The 15,816-nt window shown below is 61.6% G+C and carries 14 protein-coding genes; 10 read left to right on the top strand and 4 right to left on the bottom strand.

Annotation, left to right across the window (positions count from 1 at the left end; translation table 11 throughout):
• Nucleotides 1-27 precede the first annotated feature (27 nt).
• On the bottom strand, nucleotides 28-900 hold the full coding sequence (locus AB4N44_RS06825; protein WP_460109594.1) for a LysR family transcriptional regulator: 873 nt from the start codon (nucleotides 898-900) through the stop codon (nucleotides 28-30).
• A 281-nt stretch (nucleotides 901-1,181) separates the two neighbouring features.
• Here AB4N44_RS06825 and AB4N44_RS06820 point away from each other — a divergent pair, with 281 nt between their 5' ends.
• Both AB4N44_RS06820 and AB4N44_RS06815 read left to right on the top strand, forming a co-directional pair.
• A complete protein-coding gene (locus AB4N44_RS06820; protein ID WP_095118172.1) occupies nucleotides 1,182-2,507 on the top strand; it encodes an MFS transporter in 1,326 nt (441 codons plus the stop codon).
• 72 nt (nucleotides 2,508-2,579) lie between these two features.
• Entirely contained in the window at nucleotides 2,580-3,971 is a 1,392-nt protein-coding gene (locus AB4N44_RS06815) for an FAD-dependent oxidoreductase (RefSeq protein WP_460109597.1), read from the top strand.
• 38 nt (nucleotides 3,972-4,009) lie between these two features.
• Here the strand turns inward: AB4N44_RS06815 and AB4N44_RS06810 are convergent, their stop codons facing one another.
• On the bottom strand, nucleotides 4,010-5,407 hold the full coding sequence (locus AB4N44_RS06810) for a type VI secretion system Vgr family protein (RefSeq protein WP_127928996.1): 1,398 nt from the start codon (nucleotides 5,405-5,407) through the stop codon (nucleotides 4,010-4,012).
• Between the two features lie 221 nt (nucleotides 5,408-5,628).
• On the opposite strand from AB4N44_RS06810, the gene AB4N44_RS06805 reads away from it, so the two are divergent.
• Entirely contained in the window at nucleotides 5,629-6,333 is a 705-nt protein-coding gene (locus tag AB4N44_RS06805) for a YebC/PmpR family DNA-binding transcriptional regulator (protein WP_099756686.1), read from the top strand.
• Nucleotides 6,334-6,445: 112 nt separating this feature from the next.
• Here AB4N44_RS06805 and AB4N44_RS06800 read toward each other — a convergent pair whose 3' ends face one another.
• A complete protein-coding gene (locus tag AB4N44_RS06800; RefSeq protein WP_460109599.1) occupies nucleotides 6,446-7,759 on the bottom strand; it encodes a leucine-rich repeat-containing protein kinase family protein in 1,314 nt (437 codons plus the stop codon).
• A 149-nt stretch (nucleotides 7,760-7,908) separates the two neighbouring features.
• Entirely contained in the window at nucleotides 7,909-9,039 is a 1,131-nt protein-coding gene (gene zapE / locus AB4N44_RS06795; RefSeq protein WP_460109602.1) for a cell division protein ZapE, read from the bottom strand.
• 304 nt (nucleotides 9,040-9,343) lie between these two features.
• Here zapE and AB4N44_RS06790 point away from each other — a divergent pair, with 304 nt between their 5' ends.
• The 7 genes from AB4N44_RS06790 to AB4N44_RS06760 all read left to right on the top strand — a co-directional run bounded on the left by AB4N44_RS06790 (nucleotide 9,344) and on the right by AB4N44_RS06760 (nucleotide 15,773).
• Nucleotides 9,344-9,847, top strand: coding sequence for a Csu type fimbrial protein (locus AB4N44_RS06790; RefSeq protein WP_160042560.1), 504 nt, complete (start codon nucleotides 9,344-9,346; stop codon nucleotides 9,845-9,847).
• Between the two features lie 102 nt (nucleotides 9,848-9,949).
• Entirely contained in the window at nucleotides 9,950-10,483 is a 534-nt protein-coding gene (locus AB4N44_RS06785; RefSeq protein ID WP_127928992.1) for a Csu type fimbrial protein, read from the top strand.
• Nucleotides 10,484-10,503: 20 nt separating this feature from the next.
• Nucleotides 10,504-11,040, top strand: coding sequence for a Csu type fimbrial protein (locus tag AB4N44_RS06780; protein ID WP_150775909.1), 537 nt, complete (start codon nucleotides 10,504-10,506; stop codon nucleotides 11,038-11,040).
• 4 nt (nucleotides 11,041-11,044) lie between these two features.
• Entirely contained in the window at nucleotides 11,045-11,545 is a 501-nt protein-coding gene (locus AB4N44_RS06775; RefSeq protein WP_122607800.1) for a Csu type fimbrial protein, read from the top strand.
• Nucleotides 11,546-11,579: 34 nt separating this feature from the next.
• Entirely contained in the window at nucleotides 11,580-12,368 is a 789-nt protein-coding gene (locus tag AB4N44_RS06770; RefSeq protein ID WP_460109606.1) for a fimbrial biogenesis chaperone, read from the top strand.
• A 79-nt stretch (nucleotides 12,369-12,447) separates the two neighbouring features.
• Entirely contained in the window at nucleotides 12,448-14,805 is a 2,358-nt protein-coding gene (locus AB4N44_RS06765; protein ID WP_460109609.1) for a fimbria/pilus outer membrane usher protein, read from the top strand.
• Nucleotides 14,802-15,773: a Csu type fimbrial protein gene (locus tag AB4N44_RS06760; RefSeq protein ID WP_110719340.1), complete on the top strand. Its 972-nt coding sequence runs from the start codon at nucleotides 14,802-14,804 to the stop codon at nucleotides 15,771-15,773. Before AB4N44_RS06765 ends, AB4N44_RS06760 begins: the two co-directional genes overlap by 4 nt.
• Nucleotides 15,774-15,816 lie beyond the last annotated feature (43 nt).

The following is a 15,816-nucleotide window of genomic DNA, read 5'->3' as shown; positions in this document are numbered from 1 at the left end:
GCCTGATCGCGAAGGGGCCATCATGGTTCACACGAGACTGTCGCGAACCATATCGAGGAAGGTCGACACCACCCGTCGATTGCTCTGCTCACGCAAACACACCAGCGTTTCCGTCAGCCGTCGCGTGCAGTCGATAATCGGCAACGCACACACCCGCGAATCCGCGCCAAACTCTGCTGCCGAAACCACGCCGACACCAATCCCGACCACCACCGCCTCGCGCGCCGCTTCCCGTCCTTCGACCTGAATCGCCGGGCGAATGCGAAACCCGGCCCGGGCCATTTCTTCTTCCAGCGTCTGCCGCGTCACCGAACCGTGTTCACGCAGCACCAGCGGCGTGTCATCCAGATCTTGCAGGCAGATCGATTCACGCTCGGCCCACGGATGATTGCGCGAAACGAACGCCACCATCGGATCATTGCGCAGCGGCACACAGAGCAAGCGCTCATCGCTGACATCCCGCCCGAGCAACGCCAGGTCGGCCTGATAGTTGAACAGGCGAAACAGCGATTCATCGGTATTGCCGGTCTCGATCTTCACGCTGATCCCCGGATAGCGCTCGCAGAACCGCGCGATCTGCGGCAGCACGTGCACCGGCGCATCCACTGCGAGGATCAGGCTGCCGGTCTGCAACGCCTGGGATTCCTGCAACAGTTCCTGTGCTTCGGCTTCAATCACAAACAGGCGCTGGGTGATCGCCAGCAAGCGCTCGCCCAAGTCGGTCAGGCGTACGGAACGTTTATTGCGGTGGAACAGCAAAACGCCGAAACGCTCTTCGAGTTTGCGCACTTGGTCGGATATCGCCGGTTGCGTGAGAAAAAGGCGCCCGGCGGCTTTGGTGAAGCTTCCATGCACGGCCACGGCGTGGAAGGCTTTGAGTTGGGCGTGGGACACCGACATGAAGTCACCTGATCGTTTAGTCAGTAACAAGCTGAGCTTATGTGTGAAATACGATAAATCGATTTTATTTATTAAACAGTAATTGCTTTGATCGGCTCACGCCATCGCTGACTGTCCGCTCGGGCAGCACGTTGGCCATGAGCCTGTGCGTGCAACAGCAGGACTCATCTGACCGATATCGCCGTAGGGACGGGGTGATATCGCAGTGCTCAACAATAAAAACACAGGCGTTTTGCTTAACGATTCTGCCGGCACACTCACACCCTGAGGTCAGAACCACCATGAACAAGCACATCGGCACCATTGCGCGTTGGCGCGTGCAGATTTTCGCGATTACCTGGCTTGCTTACGCCGCTTTCTACTTCACCCGCAAAGCATTTTCGGTGGCCAAACTCGGCATCGCTGAAGACCCGACCTTCATGCTCGACAAGATGGCCATGGCCAACCTCGATGCGATTTATCTGGCGGCTTATGCCCTCGGCCAGTTCACCTGGGGCATGCTCGCCGACCGCTTTGGTCCTCGGGTCGTGGTGCTTGGTGGTCTGCTGATTTCCGCGGCAGCGGCGCTGGTGATGGGCAGTTACGCCACGTTGCCGATCTTCGCTACTTGTATGTTGATTCAGGGGTTGGCGCAGTCCACTGGATGGTCGGGATTGTGCAAAAACCTCGGCAGTTTTTTCCCCTCCCAACAACGCGGGCGAGTGCTCGGGTTATGGAGTTCCTGCTACGCCTTTGGTGGTCTGGTGGCGTCGCCGTTCGCCGGCTGGTGGGCGTACACCTTGATGGGCACCTGGCACGCGGCGTTCATTTCCAGTGCGGTGGTGGTCGCCGTCGTGGCGGTGTTGTTCTTTATCTTCCAGCGCAATAAACCGGAAGATGTCGGCTTGCCGGCGGTCGAGCCGGAGCCGGAACTGACGGCGGAAGAAACCGAGGCCAACAGCAAACTCAGCGTTTGGGAGCCGTTGAAGGAAATCCTGCGTAACCGCACGGTGCTGGTGCTGGGCCTGGCGTATTTCATGTTGAAACCGGCGCGTTACGCGATTCTGTTGTGGGGCCCGGTGATTGTCTTTGAACAGATGCCCAGTGTCGGCAAGGTCGGCGCGGCGATCATTCCCACGTCCTTCGAACTGGCCGGGTTGCTCGGGCCGATCCTGATCGGGCTGGCCTCGGACAAACTGTTCGGTGCCCGGCGCATGCCGGCCTGCGTGTTGAGCCTGCTGGCGCTGACCGTGACGCTGGCGCTGTTCATGGCTGCGTTGCAGAGCGGCAGTGTGTTGCTGGTGGTCGCGCTGCTGTTCGTCATGGGCCTGACCCTGTACGGGCCGGACTCGATGATCAGCGGTGCCGCCGCGATCGATTTCGGCAAAGCCAAGGCCGGCGCCACCGCGGCCGGTTTCGTCAACGGCTGCGGCTCGGTCGGTGCGGTACTTGGCGGTTTGCTGCCGGGTTACTTCGACTCGGTGACGGTGTTTATCGTCTTCGCCGGTTGCGCACTGTTCTCGGCGCTGGTGCTGATTCCGCACTGGAACAGCCGCCCGGTTGGCGTGATGGAACCGCGTGCGTCGATCCCCAATTGCCCGCTGACGATCAAACCCCTGCGTTCCTGAAACCCTTGCCTCGCGGCCTGCTGCGGTGCTCGCGGCAGGCTGGGTTGTGGCCATCTGACTTGGAGAAAACCCATGAGACCGTTTTGGCTGGAGCAGGCCTTGCAGGCCGAGACCTCTGAAACCTGCCCGCCGTTGCAGGGCGAAGTACGCACCGATGTGTGCATTGTCGGCGGCGGCTACACCGGGTTGTGGACGGCAATCATGCTCAAGCAGCAGAACCCCGAACTCGAGGTGTTGTTGATCGAAGCGGACATCTGCGGCGCCGGAGCTAGTGGCCGTAATGGCGGATGTGCGTTGTCGTGGTCGGCGAAATATTTCACCCTTGAGCGCTTGTTTGGCGTCGAGGAAGCGGTGCGTCTGGTCAAGGAATCGGAGCGCAGTATCCACGCGATCGGCGAGTTCTGTGAGCAGTACGGCGTCGATGCCGATTACCGTCTCGACGGCACGCTGTACACCGCGACCAACCGCGCGCAGGTCGGCTCGACCGACGCAGTCATCGCCGCACTGGAACGCAATGGCATCAACTCGTTCTCTCAGCGTCCGCTCGCCGATGTGCAGCGCATGGCCGGTTCGAGCAAGCATCTGGAAGGCTGGTTCTCGCCGGCAGCGGCCAGTGTGCAGCCGGGCAAACTGGTGCGTGGCTTGCGTCGGGTGGCAATGCAGTTGGGTGTGAAGATTCACGAAAACACGGCAATGACCGGGCTGGAAGAAGGGCGTCCCGCACGCCTGCAAACGCCGAACGGCAGTATCGTTGCCGATCGCGTGGTGCTGGCGATGAACGCGTGGATGGCCCGTGCTTTCCCGCAATTCGAGCGCAGCGTGGCGATTGTCTCCAGCGATATGTTGATCACCGAACCGCGCCCGGATCTGTTGCAGGAAATCGGCCTGACCAGCGGCGTGACGGTGCTCGATTCGCGGATTTTCGTGCACTACTACCACAACACCCCGGACGGTCGGATCATGCTCGGCAAGGGCGGCAATACCTTCGCGTTTGGTGGGCGCATGCTGCCGGTGTTCGATCAGCCGTCGCCGTATGCCGGCCTGCTCAAAAGCAGCCTGGCGGACTTCTTCCCGGCCTTTGCCGATGTGAAAGTCGATGCCACCTGGAATGGCCCGTCGGATCGCTCAGTCACCGGATTACCGTTCTTCGGCCAGATGAGCAGCGCCGGCAATGTGTTTTACGGTTTCGGTTATTCGGGCAGCGGCGTCGGCCCTTGTCATATGGGCGGGCAGATTCTTGCCGCCCTGGTGCAAGGTCTCGACAACCCGTGGACGCGCTCGCCGCTGGTCAACGGGCCGCTGGGGTATTTCCCGCCGGAGCCGATCCGCTACCTCGGCTCGTTGATGGTGCGCAACGCCATCCGCCGCAAGGAGCGCGCCGAGGATCATGGGCGGCGACCTCGGCACCTGGATGTGCGTCTGGCGAAATTCGCCGCGGCGGCGGGCAAGGCTGACAAAGCCTGAAGCACTGCTGACTGATGCAGGAGCTGCCGCAGGCTGGATCAGCGGGCGTCGCTATTGAACAGCCAGTCCAGCAATAAGCTGTTGTCGCGCGCGGGCGGTGGCTCGCGAGGCGTAGGGTTGCGTGAGTTGCCCAGGCACAGAATCGGTCGGTCTGGATCGCTGTCGAGGAAACTCACCCACACTTCGCTGCCGGTGCAGGGCAATTCGTCCTGTGCGATTCGGCGATGGGTCCGGGTCATGGCAATGGGCAGCCAGATCGCGTGGTGATCAAGCGTGTGCTCGGTATCCGACGGCCACAGGCGCACGGCGACTCGGCCCTGGTCATCGAGTTGCGCCGGTTGCCCGGCAGGCCCGAGCACCCGGGCCAGGTGATAGCCGGCGACGCTGGGCCGGGGTTGTCTGAGCGCCGGGCGAAAGTCGGATGACCAGGGCTGGGCGCTGAAGTCGTTGTGGTAACGATGGACGTTTGGGCCAGGGTCAAGAATCGACGGATGCTGCCCGTGATGGCGCAGGGCGGTGAGCCGCCATTGTTCATTGAAGTGGCTGACCGGATGCGCCGACACTTGTAGCAGGTGCCCACTGAGCAAACCGACCCGGTCACTGCGGCCGTTGATCGTCCGATGCTGACCGCGTTGCCTCTCCAGATGTCGACGGCTGCGTTGTTCGTGGTGACGTTGTTCGAGGGAGGGTATTGGCGGCAGGGCGGTCGCCGTGCCGTGGTTGGCGGCATCGTCACGGCTTGTCTGCTGCCCTCGATTGCGCACGGTATGCAGTGTGGCGATGGGCGCGGCGTGATGGTGCTGAAACAGCGCACTGACGCAGGGTGACGGTGTTTGCTCGCACACTTTGAACGGCAGCAGCGCCGGCATTTGCGGCAGGCTCAGGCTGTCATCGGCAAACACGACAACGTGACCGTCGACCCGGTGTTCGAAGTGATAGTGAATGCCTTCTTCTTCACAAAGCCTGTCCAGCAGCGCCAGATCGCTTTCTTCGTACTGGATGCAAAACGGCCGGGCCGGGTATTGACCGACGGTCATTTCAATCCGGTAACCATTAATGGGCAGGGCATTTTCCGTGAGCAATTGCTGGAGAATCTGCGGCACGCTCAGGTGCACAAACACCCGCCGCTTGCCCGGTTGGGCCAGCCTTTGCAGACGAGGCACCAAGGTCAGTCGATAGCCGATCCGGTGCGTGCCGCGATGTTCGCAACTGGCACTGTCGATCATGCCGTGAACCCCATGATGATCGTCCAGACGCAAAAAGGCCGGTTGGTGCAGGAATGTACCCGGCGCCATGGCGGGCGCGAGGCCGATCAGTTCGATGTCGAAACGGTAAGGCTGGTTGAGCGCTTCTTCGCCTTGAAAACGCAGCACCGGCAGGCTCAGGCCGCTGTCGGTCAGGGTCAGGGTAAAAGGACTTTCCTTGTCATTGAGCATTCGAACAGGCTCTGTCAGGCAATACGGGCCTGAGAGGGTACGAAACCACAGCGCTGAATGGTCATGTCAAAGCCGTTTTTCAGAATCCCCCTACAAGCTCTAGTGAAGATGTCGATTCTGCATTGCATTTTTTTGGTCGATTGCCGACTTTAGGCCGTATAAACTTGGCGCCACGCGTCGGCCAATAGATGTCTCGGCGCCACAGATCAAGAGAGTGAGTAATGGGCGCACAGTGGAAGGTTAAACACAAAGAAGCGGCAGCTAACGCCAAGGGCAAGATCTTCGGCAAACTGGTGAAGGAAATCACCATCGCTGCCCGCAACGGTGCCGATACCACCACCAACGCACACCTGCGTCTGGTGGTCGAACAGGCCAAGAAAGCCTCGATGCCAAAAGAAACCCTGGATCGCGCGATCAAGAAAGGCGCCGGTCTGCTGGGTGAAACCGTGCAATACCATCGCGTCACCTACGAAGGGTTCGCCCCGCACCAGGTGCCGCTGATCGTCGAGTGCGTGACCGACAACATCAACCGTACCGTCGCCGAAATCCGCGTAGCGTTCCGTAAAGGCCAACTGGGTGCCTCAGGCTCCGTGGCCTGGGACTTCAACCACGTCGGCATGATCGAAGCCTCGCCGGACACCCCGGACGCCGATCCGGAAATGGCCGCCATCGAAGCCGGTGCTCAGGATTTCGAGCCGGGCGAAGACGGCGCGACGCTGTTTCTGACCGATCCTACCGATCTGGATTCGGTGCAGAAGGCGCTGCCAGAGCAAGGTTTCACCGTGCTGTCGGCCAAGCTGGGTTACCAGCCGAAGAACCCGGTCAGCGGTTTGAGCGATGAGCAGATGGCTGAAGTTGAAGCGTTCCTCGAAGGCCTCGACAACCATGATGACGTGCAGGACATGTTTGTCGGCCTGGCGGGCTGATCTGTTTCTTCAGTGATGGCCTCATCGCTAGGAGGCTAGCTCCCACAGGGGATCTGTGAACGCCACAGATCCAGTGTGGGAGCTAGCCTGCCAGCGATTGACCGCGCAGCGGTCACAGATCTTCAAGTTGCTTCATGACCTCAGCAAACCCCGGCCGCGCCAGCACATCCGCCTGACAGCAACGTCGCTCCAGTTCCTCAAGAGCCCGACGCCGCTCATCACTCAACCCCGAGTCGATGCGCGCCAGCAATTCACCGAGCAAAATCCCGAACGCACGCACTTCGATGCGTTGCAACGCGCGCGTTTCTACTGTGTCGGCGACTGCATGGAACGACGCCCCGCCAAAATCCCCAAGCAGGCAATCGCCGCGCTCGTTCAGCAGAATGTTGTGCCCGTAGAGGTCGCCATGGGTGATGCCTTGCTGGTGCAAGTGATCGGCTGCCGAAGCGATGCCTTTGGCAATGTTCAGCGCAACTTCGGCGCCGAATCGGCAATCATCGGCATACACATCTCGCGAGCAGGATGCCAGGCTTGGCAGATCGGCGAGGTTGCTGAACGACGGATCGATCAGTTGCATCACCAATCCCTGCTGGCCCTGGGGATGGTCACTGATGCGCCCTTCGATGCGGATCAGATTGGGATGAAGACCTGCGGTGATGCAGGCATTCATTTCGTGCAGCGGCGAGCCGTCGCTGGTCATTTCACCCTTGTACAGTTTCACCGCGACCGGCGTCACTGAGCCATCGTCGCGCTGCCAGCTCGCCCGGGAAATCACCCCCGAGGCGCCTTCACCCAAGCGTTGCTCCAGACGTAGCGCCGACCAGGGGATTTGCGCCGTCGCCTGCAGCGCGGCGGCGTCCGCCTCGGTTTCCAGCGGGTTACCGGCGTAGGCCAGCCAGCTCAGGCTCGGCAGCGCGAGCAGCCACTGCGGCAGTTCGGTCAGGCGGTTGGCGGAAATGCGCAGCAGCTCCAGCCTATGGCTGTTGCTCAGGGAGGGCGGCAGCATTTGCAGACGGTTGCCGGACAGCATGAGTTTCTGCAGGGCAGGACGTTCACCCAGTTCGTTCGGCAGGTGTTCGATGCAGTTGTCGGTCAGGATCAGCCAGCGCAGCTGTGGCGGCAAGGCAGCACCGGGTACGTTGACGATGCGATTGGCCCTGAAACCGATCATCGTCAACGCCGCGCATTGGCCGAGGCAGGCCGGCAGTTCAGTGAACGGGTTGTCGGAACAGAACAGCACGCGCAGGCGCGTCAGACGGTGCAAGTCATCCGGCAGACTGCTCAGGGCGTTGCCGCTGAGGTTGAGGATTTCCAGCGTGTCGGCCAGGTCGAAAATCTCGCGCGGGAATTCGGTCAGGCCACAAGACAGGTCCAGTCGCGTGATGCCCGACAACTCGCCGGCGCGTAATTGAGCAAGGGTGTGCATGTTGGTGTTCGCTATTGATCAGTGGAGCGACGCTGGGGCGCTGAGGATGGGCGACATGATAACGGCAAAGCAGGTTCTGGGCCTGAGTTGCATGTTGAAAACGCCACAAACCCTGTGGGAGAGAGTTTGCTCCCACAGGGCCGGAGTGGTCAGTCGTTGTCGTGTATCTCCTGCAACTGCCCCAAGCGGCTGCGTGTGCGCGCCAGGTCAATGGCATGGCCGTCGAGGCTTTCACGCAACGGCAGTCGACCGAGCAGCGTCAGGTGTTTGTCCTGGTCGTAGAGCACGTCGATCAGGTTGATGAAGCGTTGTTGCGCAGCGATCGAGCACTCTCCCAGCTCGGGTAGATCATCAATGATCCAGCGGTCGAAACGTCGACACAATTCCAGATAATCCATGACCGCCGTCGGCTGTTCGCACAGATCGCTGAAGGTAAAACCGACACGCCGTGCGTCACACAGCCGCGCCTGAAACTGTCGGGTGCCAACCGCTAACCTGATGGCTGGCGCATCTGCAGGCGGCAGCTCCAGCGCGGCGCGTTGTGCGGGCGTGGCGGGCCACACGTAATGCCCCTGAGTGAATATCTGCTGCGCAGAGTGGCGTGTGTGACTGCGGTAATCATGCGGGCCGCCGACTTCCATCACTTGCATGTGCGCGTTGATCAGCTCGATCACCGGTTTGAAACGGGCGTGATAGAGCGGATTGGGTAGCAGGCCCTCGGGCGCATAGTTGGAGGTCACCAGCAGCAGAATCCGCCGTTTGAACAATGCCTTGAACAGCCGGGTGATGAGCATGGCATCGCCGATGTCATGCACATGAAACTCGTCAAAACACAGCACCCGACAATCCTCCAGCAGTTCGTCGAGGGCGACTTCGAGGGCATCGTCCTGCGCGCGATGGCTGAACATGCCTTGATGCAATTGCGCGAAGAACTGATGGAAATGCAGGCGTCGTTTCTGGGTGATCGGCAAGGCATGAAAAAAACCGTCGAGCAGCCAGCTCTTGCCACGTCCGACGGCACCGAACAGATACAGGCTCGGCGCGGTTCGGCTACTGGCGCCAAACAGCAGACTGGCCTGTTGCGCCATGCAATCGATGACGTGCTGCTGGCTGTGGCTGAGGGTGTAGCCCTGAGCGCTGGCTTTGTGCCGGAAGTAATCGCGGATCGACTGGGCACTGGCGTCATGCCCGGCGCTGGCTGGTAAACCCTTGCCGAACCAGCGGCGCAACGCCGGCCAGCGCTGGGTCAGTCGCGATCGTTTCGGCGGTTGGGCAGGCACTGTGGGCGTCTCCGTATTCGTAGAACCGGCTCCCGGAAGCGCGGCGACGTAGTGTAACCAGACGCCGAGTTCGCCAGCCACCGCGACGAATAGAGAGTGGGCGGTTATTGGACGATTTTGTCTGGTGCGTACAGCTATTTTTAGCGAGTTGGCCCGACCACTTGCCAACCTTTCGAAACATATCCCGGGCGATCCATGGATCCAATCGACTGGCGGAATCGTCGACCGTTGCTAACCTCAATCACAGAAACGACGTCGCAAGCGATCGCTGACAAGGAACGGCGCAGTGAAAGTACAGGTGGTCATGGGATTGCTGGGTGTGCTCGTTGCGCCCGTCTATGCGGCGGATCTTCAGGTCGAAGTGCGCGTTGACGTGCAGCGTGGCTGCCAGTTGATCGGCCAGCAGCGTGGCGCCGGCATCGAGCAACTGGGTGTGCTCGACTTCGGCAGCACCTCGCGCCTTGACGACCCGGCCGGGCCATTGGGCGCGGCGTTGACCAATCAGCGCCTGCCACGACTGGAGTGCAACCCGGACACGCCGTACCAGATGCGCGTCGACGGTGGTTTGCATGGCGGGGTCGGTGAAGTCCGCTACATGGCTGGTTCGACGGGCAGCAAGCCGATTCCGTACCGCTTGTATCAGGACGCGGCCAGGCGGGTGCCGCTGGTGGTGGATGTGCCGGTCAGCGGGCGGGTGCCGGACAGCGGCACCGTGGAATTACCGTTGTACGCGCGGATCGAGCCGCTGGCCGAAGTGCCACAGGTCAGCCGTTACTCGGATCTGGTCAAGGTGACGGTCACCTGGTGATCACGGTTTCAACAGGCACCCGGTGGACGCGGGGCGTGCAAGGAAGGCGTTCGATGACGAGCGCGGTGGATGAGTCACCATCAAGGAGCAGGGACGGACGCAATGACAGGCAAGCTTTGGATGGTGGTCGTAGCAGGGACGCTGGTATTGCTCGCCGACGACGCGCAAGCGGCGATGAGTGGGCAGATCAATGCGCGGCTGATCCTGATTGCCGGTTGCGAAGTCACCAACAACGCCAGTCCCGCCAGCCCGGTCAGCAATCTTGGTACCCTCGATTTCGGCCTGCAGGGGCCCACCTGGAACGCGCCGATCAAGGCCAGCCTCGATGGCGACAGCAGCGGCAAGCTCAACGTCGCCTGCAATCCGTCGGTCACCGGTTTCACCGTCACCATCGATGGCGGCACCCACGGTGACGGCAACACCCGGCGCCTGAGCAACGGCCGCCAGACCATTCCCTATCAGCTGTTCGTCGATCCCTCCGGCGCCCGGAGCTACAGCATCGGCCAGCAACACAATTTCGCTGTCACCAGCGCTGCGCAGATACCCATTCCGGTATTTGGCTCGGTGGTGGCGAATACCCGCGCGGTGCCGGCAGGGGTCTATACCGACACCCTGACGGTGACGCTCGACTGGTAACCCCGTAGAGGACGGACACCATGCGTACGTTTGCATCAAGGATAGGTTTGTCACTGTTCGGCCTGGCGCTGGTTTCCAGTGCCAACGCCGCCACCACGGTCACCGGCCAGATCACCTCCAGCCTGATTCTGATCAGCAGCTGCCAGGTCAACGGCGCCGGCGGTTCGACCGGTCTGAACTTCGGTGCGTTGAACTTCGGCACCGCCAACAGCCTGTTCACCACCGCCACCGGGCAAGTGCTGGGCGGCGGTGGCGGGGCGCTGTCGATTCTCTGTTCCAGTGGCACCACGCCGACGGTCAAGGTGCGCGCCGGTTCCCATGACGGCATGTCGCCGGGCGGCACCCGAGCGTTGTACGACGGGGTGGCCAACTACGTGCCGTACGACTTGTACACCGACGCCGGGCACTCGCAACTGCTGGCGATTGACGGGACGATCAACCTCGCCGCCAGCACCGGCGTCGCGCAGACGGTGAACATCTACGGTCAGGCGGTGGGCAAGGCCGGTTTGCCAGCGGGGACTTACACCGACACCGTCGCTGTTGAACTGACGTTCTGATGCCATGCGTCGTCATGGCTGTGCCGCGCTGCTCCTGCTCTGTGCGGGGAGTGCGCCGCTGCCGCTGACCGCCGCGACCAGCCAGAGCTTTCAGGTCAGCGCCACGGTCACTGCGGGATGTCTGGTGGTGGGCGGGGTGTCGAACTACGGCGGGCTGAATTTCGGTTCACGTTCAGCGTTGGCCACCGGCACGGTGCAGGTCGCGCTGACGGGGGGCGTGCAATTGCAATGTACGCCGGGCGTGACCTTGAACATGAGCGTCGATGGCGGCCAGTACAACAACAGCGGCCGGCACATGCAGGTCAACAGCGGCAGTGCGCGGGTGGCGTATGCGCTGTTTCGCGATGCGGCCTACAGCCAGAGCCTGGGCATTGGCCAGAGTGTGGCGGTGGCTTACAGCGATGCGAACAATATCAGCCTGCCAATCTACGGTCAGGTGCAGTTGCCGGGCAATCAGCCTGGGGGGACGTACAGCGATGTGTTGCAGGTGCAACTGTCGTGGTGAGGCGAAGTCAGGATTGCCGACAAGGAGCAGGTTTATGCAGTGTTACACGTCAGGGCGTTCGCTCAGGGTTTGCGCGATAGCGGCCTTGCTCATGCTGGGGATGAATTCTGTAAACGCTGCAAGTTCGGTGCTGATCTGGCCGATCGATCCGGTGCTGGAGGCCGATCAACAGGCCAGTGCGCTGTGGCTGGAGAACCGCGGCAGCGAAACCGCCAATCTGCAGATCCGCGTATTCGGCTGGAGCCAGAGCGGTTTCGCGGAGCAGTACCAGAATCAGCGCGACGTGATCGGCAGCCCGCCAGTGGCGAAGATCGAACCGGGGGAGAAACAATTGGTGCGTCTGACCCGGACCAAAGAGGTGCCGCCGGGGCAGGAACTGGCCTACCGGATCATCATCGATGAAATTCCTTCCGCACAACCAGCGAGCGCTGACGGTGGCAAAACCGCTGCGGCGATCCGTTTCCAGATGCGTTACTCGGTGCCGCTGTTTGCCTATGGCGCCGGGCTGTGGAGCAAAGAAGACAGCACTCGCGCACGAGATCCCAAAGGCGTGGGCCTGCCGCAGTTGAGCTGGCGCACGGTGGCCGTGGACGGCAAGCCTTATGTCGAGGTGCGCAATCAGGGCGCGGTGCATGCGCGGCTGACCGACGTGGCCATCAAACAGGCTGGGCAGAGCAAACCGTTGGCCGAAGGGCTGTTGGGCTACGTGCTGCCGGGCGCAGTGATGCGCTGGCCGGCACCGGCGGCGCTGTCGAATGAGTCGGCGTTGCAGGTGCGGGTCAATGGTGCGGCGCAGGTGCAGAGCATTACGCCGGCCAAGTGAGTGAGTCGTCGTGCCAACATCTGGCGGCGGCTAAAGCGGTATCAGGAGGATTCAGTCCATTGACGGACGTAAAACGTGTATGAGCCCGGGATTGGCTCGCCGTATTCAGCGTCCGTTGTGGTTCATCACCGGCGCGTGTTGCCTGATGTTCGTTCAACCATCCGGGGCCGGCGATCTGCCGCCGCCGCCCAGCGGCATGGAGGCCGTGAGTGATGCACAGTTGTTTCTGGAACTGGTGGTCAACCAGATGAATACCGGACGCGTCGTGGCAGTGCAGCAGCGCGACGGGCGCTTGTTTGTACCGGCGACGGCGTTGCGCGAAACCGGCATGAAACTGCCCGACAACCTCGCCGTCGAGGTCGATCTCGACAGCCTGCCGGGGCTGCACAGCGACTATGACAGTGTCGGTCAGCGCCTGCTGCTGGACGTGCCGCCGGACTGGCTGCCGGAACAGTTCATCGGTAATCGCCAGGCTTACCCGCGCACTCCGGCATTGAGCAGTTTCGGCGCGCTGTTCAACTATGACCTGTACCTCAACGACACCGACGATGCCGGCACTTATCTGGCGGCGTGGAACGAAGTGCGGCTGTTTGACAGTTGGGGCACGTTGTCCAATACCGGGCAATACCGGCGCATCTTGTCCGGTGATTCACTCAACACGCTGAACAATGGCTACCTGCGTTACGACACCACCTGGCGTTACTCCGATGACGAGCGGATGCTCACCTACGAGGCCGGTGACGTGATCAGCGGTGCGTTGCCGTGGAGCAGTTCGGTGCGTTTGGGCGGCGTGCAGTTCTCTCGGGATTTTGCGGTGCGCCCGGATCTGGTGACCTATCCGCTGCCGCAATTTGCCGGTGAAGCAGCAGTGCCGTCCTCGGTGGATCTGTTCATCAATGGCTACAAGTCCAGCAGCGCAGATTTACAGCCTGGGCCCTACACGCTGACCAACATTCCGTTCATCAACGGCGCGGGCGAAGCGGTGGTGGTGACCACCGATGCATTGGGCCGGCAGGTGTCGACCACGGTGCCGTTCTATGTCACCAGCACCTTGCTGCAAAAGGGCTTGAGCGATTTTTCCGTGGCCGCCGGTACGTTGCGCCGCGACTACGGCTTGAAGGATTTCAACTATGGCCCGGGTGTCACGTCCGGCAGCCTGCGTTATGGCGTCAGCGACAGTTTTACTCTGGAAAGCCATGCCGAAGCAGCCGACTCGCTGACACTGGGCGGCCTCGGCGGCAATTGGCAGCTGGGTAACTTCGGTGTACTCAACAGCGCTGTGAGTCAAAGCCGTTTCGACGGCGAGGGCGGTCAGCAATTAAGCCTGGGCTATCAGTACAGCAACCAGCGTTTCAGTTTTTCTTATCAGCGCCTGCAACGGCATGATCAATACGCCGACCTGACCGTGGTCGACAGCCCTTATATCAGCCTGAGCCGGCGCAGCGAACAGGCGACCTTGAGCCTCAATCTCGACCGCTGGGGCAGCCTCGGCGCCGGCTATTTCGATGTGCGTGCAGCGGACGATTCACGCACGCGTCTGCTCAACCTTAGCTGGAGCAAACCGCTGTGGCGCAACAGCAGTTTCTACCTCTCGGCCAACCGCGAGATCGGCGACAGCAACTGGGCTGTGCAGGCGCAACTGGTGGTCCCGTTCGATCTGCGCGGCAGTCTGGCGATCAGCACCGAGCGCAGTAAAACCGGGCAGAGCCAGCAGCGGGTCAACTACAGTCGTGCGGTGCCGACTGAGGGTGGCGTAGGTTTCAATCTGGGTTACGCCAAGGGTGATGGCGCCGATTATCGTCAGGCTGACGTGACCTGGCGCCTGCAGTCGGTGCAATTGCAGGCCGGGGTCTATGGCACTTCCGACGCCGAAACCCGTTGGGCCGACGCCAGTGGTTCGCTGGTGTGGATGGATCGCCAGGTGTTCGCCGCCAACCGCATCGACGATGCGTTTGTGGTGGTCAGCACCGAGGGTTTCGCCGACATTCCGGTGCGCTACGAAAACCAGCAGGTCGGTCAGACCGACAAGAACGGTCATTTGCTGGTGCCGTGGAGCAGCGCGTATTACCGCGGCAAGTATGAAATCGATCCACTGAATCTGCCGGCCAACGTGCGCAGCCCCAACGTCGAACAGCGCATTGCCGTGCGCCGAGGCAGCGGTTATCTGCTGGAGTTTCCGCTGAGCCGGGTGATCGCCGCGAGCATCGTGCTGGTCGATGCGCAGCAGCGCGAGCTGCCGCTGGGCGCGGGCGTGCTGCATGAGCAGAGCGGCACGCGGACGGTGGTCGGTTGGGATGGGCTGGTTTATCTGGAGAACCTGCAGGCGCAGAATTCGCTGCTGGTCACGCTGGGCGACGGCAAGACCTGTCGGGCACAGTTCAGCGTCGACCTGAATCAGGATCAGGTGCCATTGCTCGGGCCGTTGGTGTGTCAATGATGTTCAGGCGATGGCTATTGATGCTGGCGCTGATGCTGCCGGGGGCGGTGCAGGCCGCGTGCTCGGTGGTCAGCACCACACCGGCGGCGTTCGGTACGCTCAGTTCGATTGCCGTGCGCACGACTTCGCAGCCCAGTTCCACACTGAATGCGGGTTTGAGTTGCACCGGTTCGCTACTGTCCCTGCTGACCAGTAACGACCACTTCTGGGGCACTGTGTCTTCGACTCAAGGGGGGCTGGTCGGGCCGACCGGCGATGTCATCAGCTACACGATCTACGCCAACAACAGCACCAGTTACCCGCTGACCCGCGGCACGGCCTATGACTTTGCGCGCAACGGCATCATCGATGCCTTGGGCCTGCTCAATGGTACGACGCCGAAAACGGTGCCGCTCTACCTCGGTACAACCATTGGCAGCAACGTTGCCGCCGGGGTGTATACCGAGACGCTGAGCATTTTCTGGAACTGGAATTACTGCTCTGGGATCGGCATTGGCGCTATCTGTCTCGGGCGCGATATCGCCAACGGCACGACTTCGCTGACGGTGAATCTGACGGTGTCCAATGACTGCACGATTACTGCGCCGAACATCGCGTTCGGCAGCGCGCCGGTGGTCAGCGCGTTCACGCCGGTGACCGGACAGACCATCAATCTGGCCTGCACCAAGGGCAGTGCTTATACAGTGGGATTGAGCGACGGGCAGAACGCGGTGAGTGTCGGCGGCCGGCGACGGATGATTTCCGGGAGCAATTATCTGGCCTACGACATTTTCAAAAGCGCCGGCACTACGCGCTGGGGCAGTGTCGGCGCGGCGCGGCGGGCGAGTACCGATGCCGAGGTCAATCCGGGTAACGGGTTGGGCACGGGCAGCCAGATCTTCAACTACAACGCGAAGATCTACACCGACCAGACCACGCCACCGGCGGGAACCTATCTGGACAATGTGGTGCTCGACGTAGGTTTCTGAGCCTGACGCTGAACCCTTGTGGGAGCGAGCCTGCTCGCGAATG

This window comes from Pseudomonas sp. S3_C06 (assembly GCF_054667675.1).
Note: the sequence above shows the minus strand (reverse complement) of the source record. Positions and strands in the feature narration are given on the sequence as shown.

Excerpts from the sequence above, each read along its gene's own strand:
- AB4N44_RS06825 (WP_460109594.1), bottom strand. The coding sequence starts at position 900 with ATGTCGGTGTCCCACGCCCAACTCAAAGCCTTCCACGCCGTGGCCGTG.
- AB4N44_RS06820 (WP_095118172.1), top strand. The coding sequence starts at position 1,182 with ATGAACAAGCACATCGGCACCATTGCGCGTTGGCGCGTGCAGATTTTC.
- AB4N44_RS06815 (WP_460109597.1), top strand. The coding sequence starts at position 2,580 with ATGAGACCGTTTTGGCTGGAGCAGGCCTTGCAGGCCGAGACCTCTGAA.
- AB4N44_RS06810 (WP_127928996.1), bottom strand. The coding sequence starts at position 5,407 with ATGCTCAATGACAAGGAAAGTCCTTTTACCCTGACCCTGACCGACAGC.
- AB4N44_RS06805 (WP_099756686.1), top strand. The coding sequence starts at position 5,629 with ATGGGCGCACAGTGGAAGGTTAAACACAAAGAAGCGGCAGCTAACGCC.
- AB4N44_RS06800 (WP_460109599.1), bottom strand. The coding sequence starts at position 7,759 with ATGCACACCCTTGCTCAATTACGCGCCGGCGAGTTGTCGGGCATCACG.
- AB4N44_RS06790 (WP_160042560.1), top strand. The coding sequence starts at position 9,344 with ATGGGATTGCTGGGTGTGCTCGTTGCGCCCGTCTATGCGGCGGATCTT.
- AB4N44_RS06785 (WP_127928992.1), top strand. The coding sequence starts at position 9,950 with ATGACAGGCAAGCTTTGGATGGTGGTCGTAGCAGGGACGCTGGTATTG.
- AB4N44_RS06780 (WP_150775909.1), top strand. The coding sequence starts at position 10,504 with ATGCGTACGTTTGCATCAAGGATAGGTTTGTCACTGTTCGGCCTGGCG.
- AB4N44_RS06775 (WP_122607800.1), top strand. The coding sequence starts at position 11,045 with ATGCGTCGTCATGGCTGTGCCGCGCTGCTCCTGCTCTGTGCGGGGAGT.
- AB4N44_RS06770 (WP_460109606.1), top strand. The coding sequence starts at position 11,580 with ATGCAGTGTTACACGTCAGGGCGTTCGCTCAGGGTTTGCGCGATAGCG.
- AB4N44_RS06765 (WP_460109609.1), top strand. The coding sequence starts at position 12,448 with ATGAGCCCGGGATTGGCTCGCCGTATTCAGCGTCCGTTGTGGTTCATC.
- AB4N44_RS06760 (WP_110719340.1), top strand. The coding sequence starts at position 14,802 with ATGATGTTCAGGCGATGGCTATTGATGCTGGCGCTGATGCTGCCGGGG.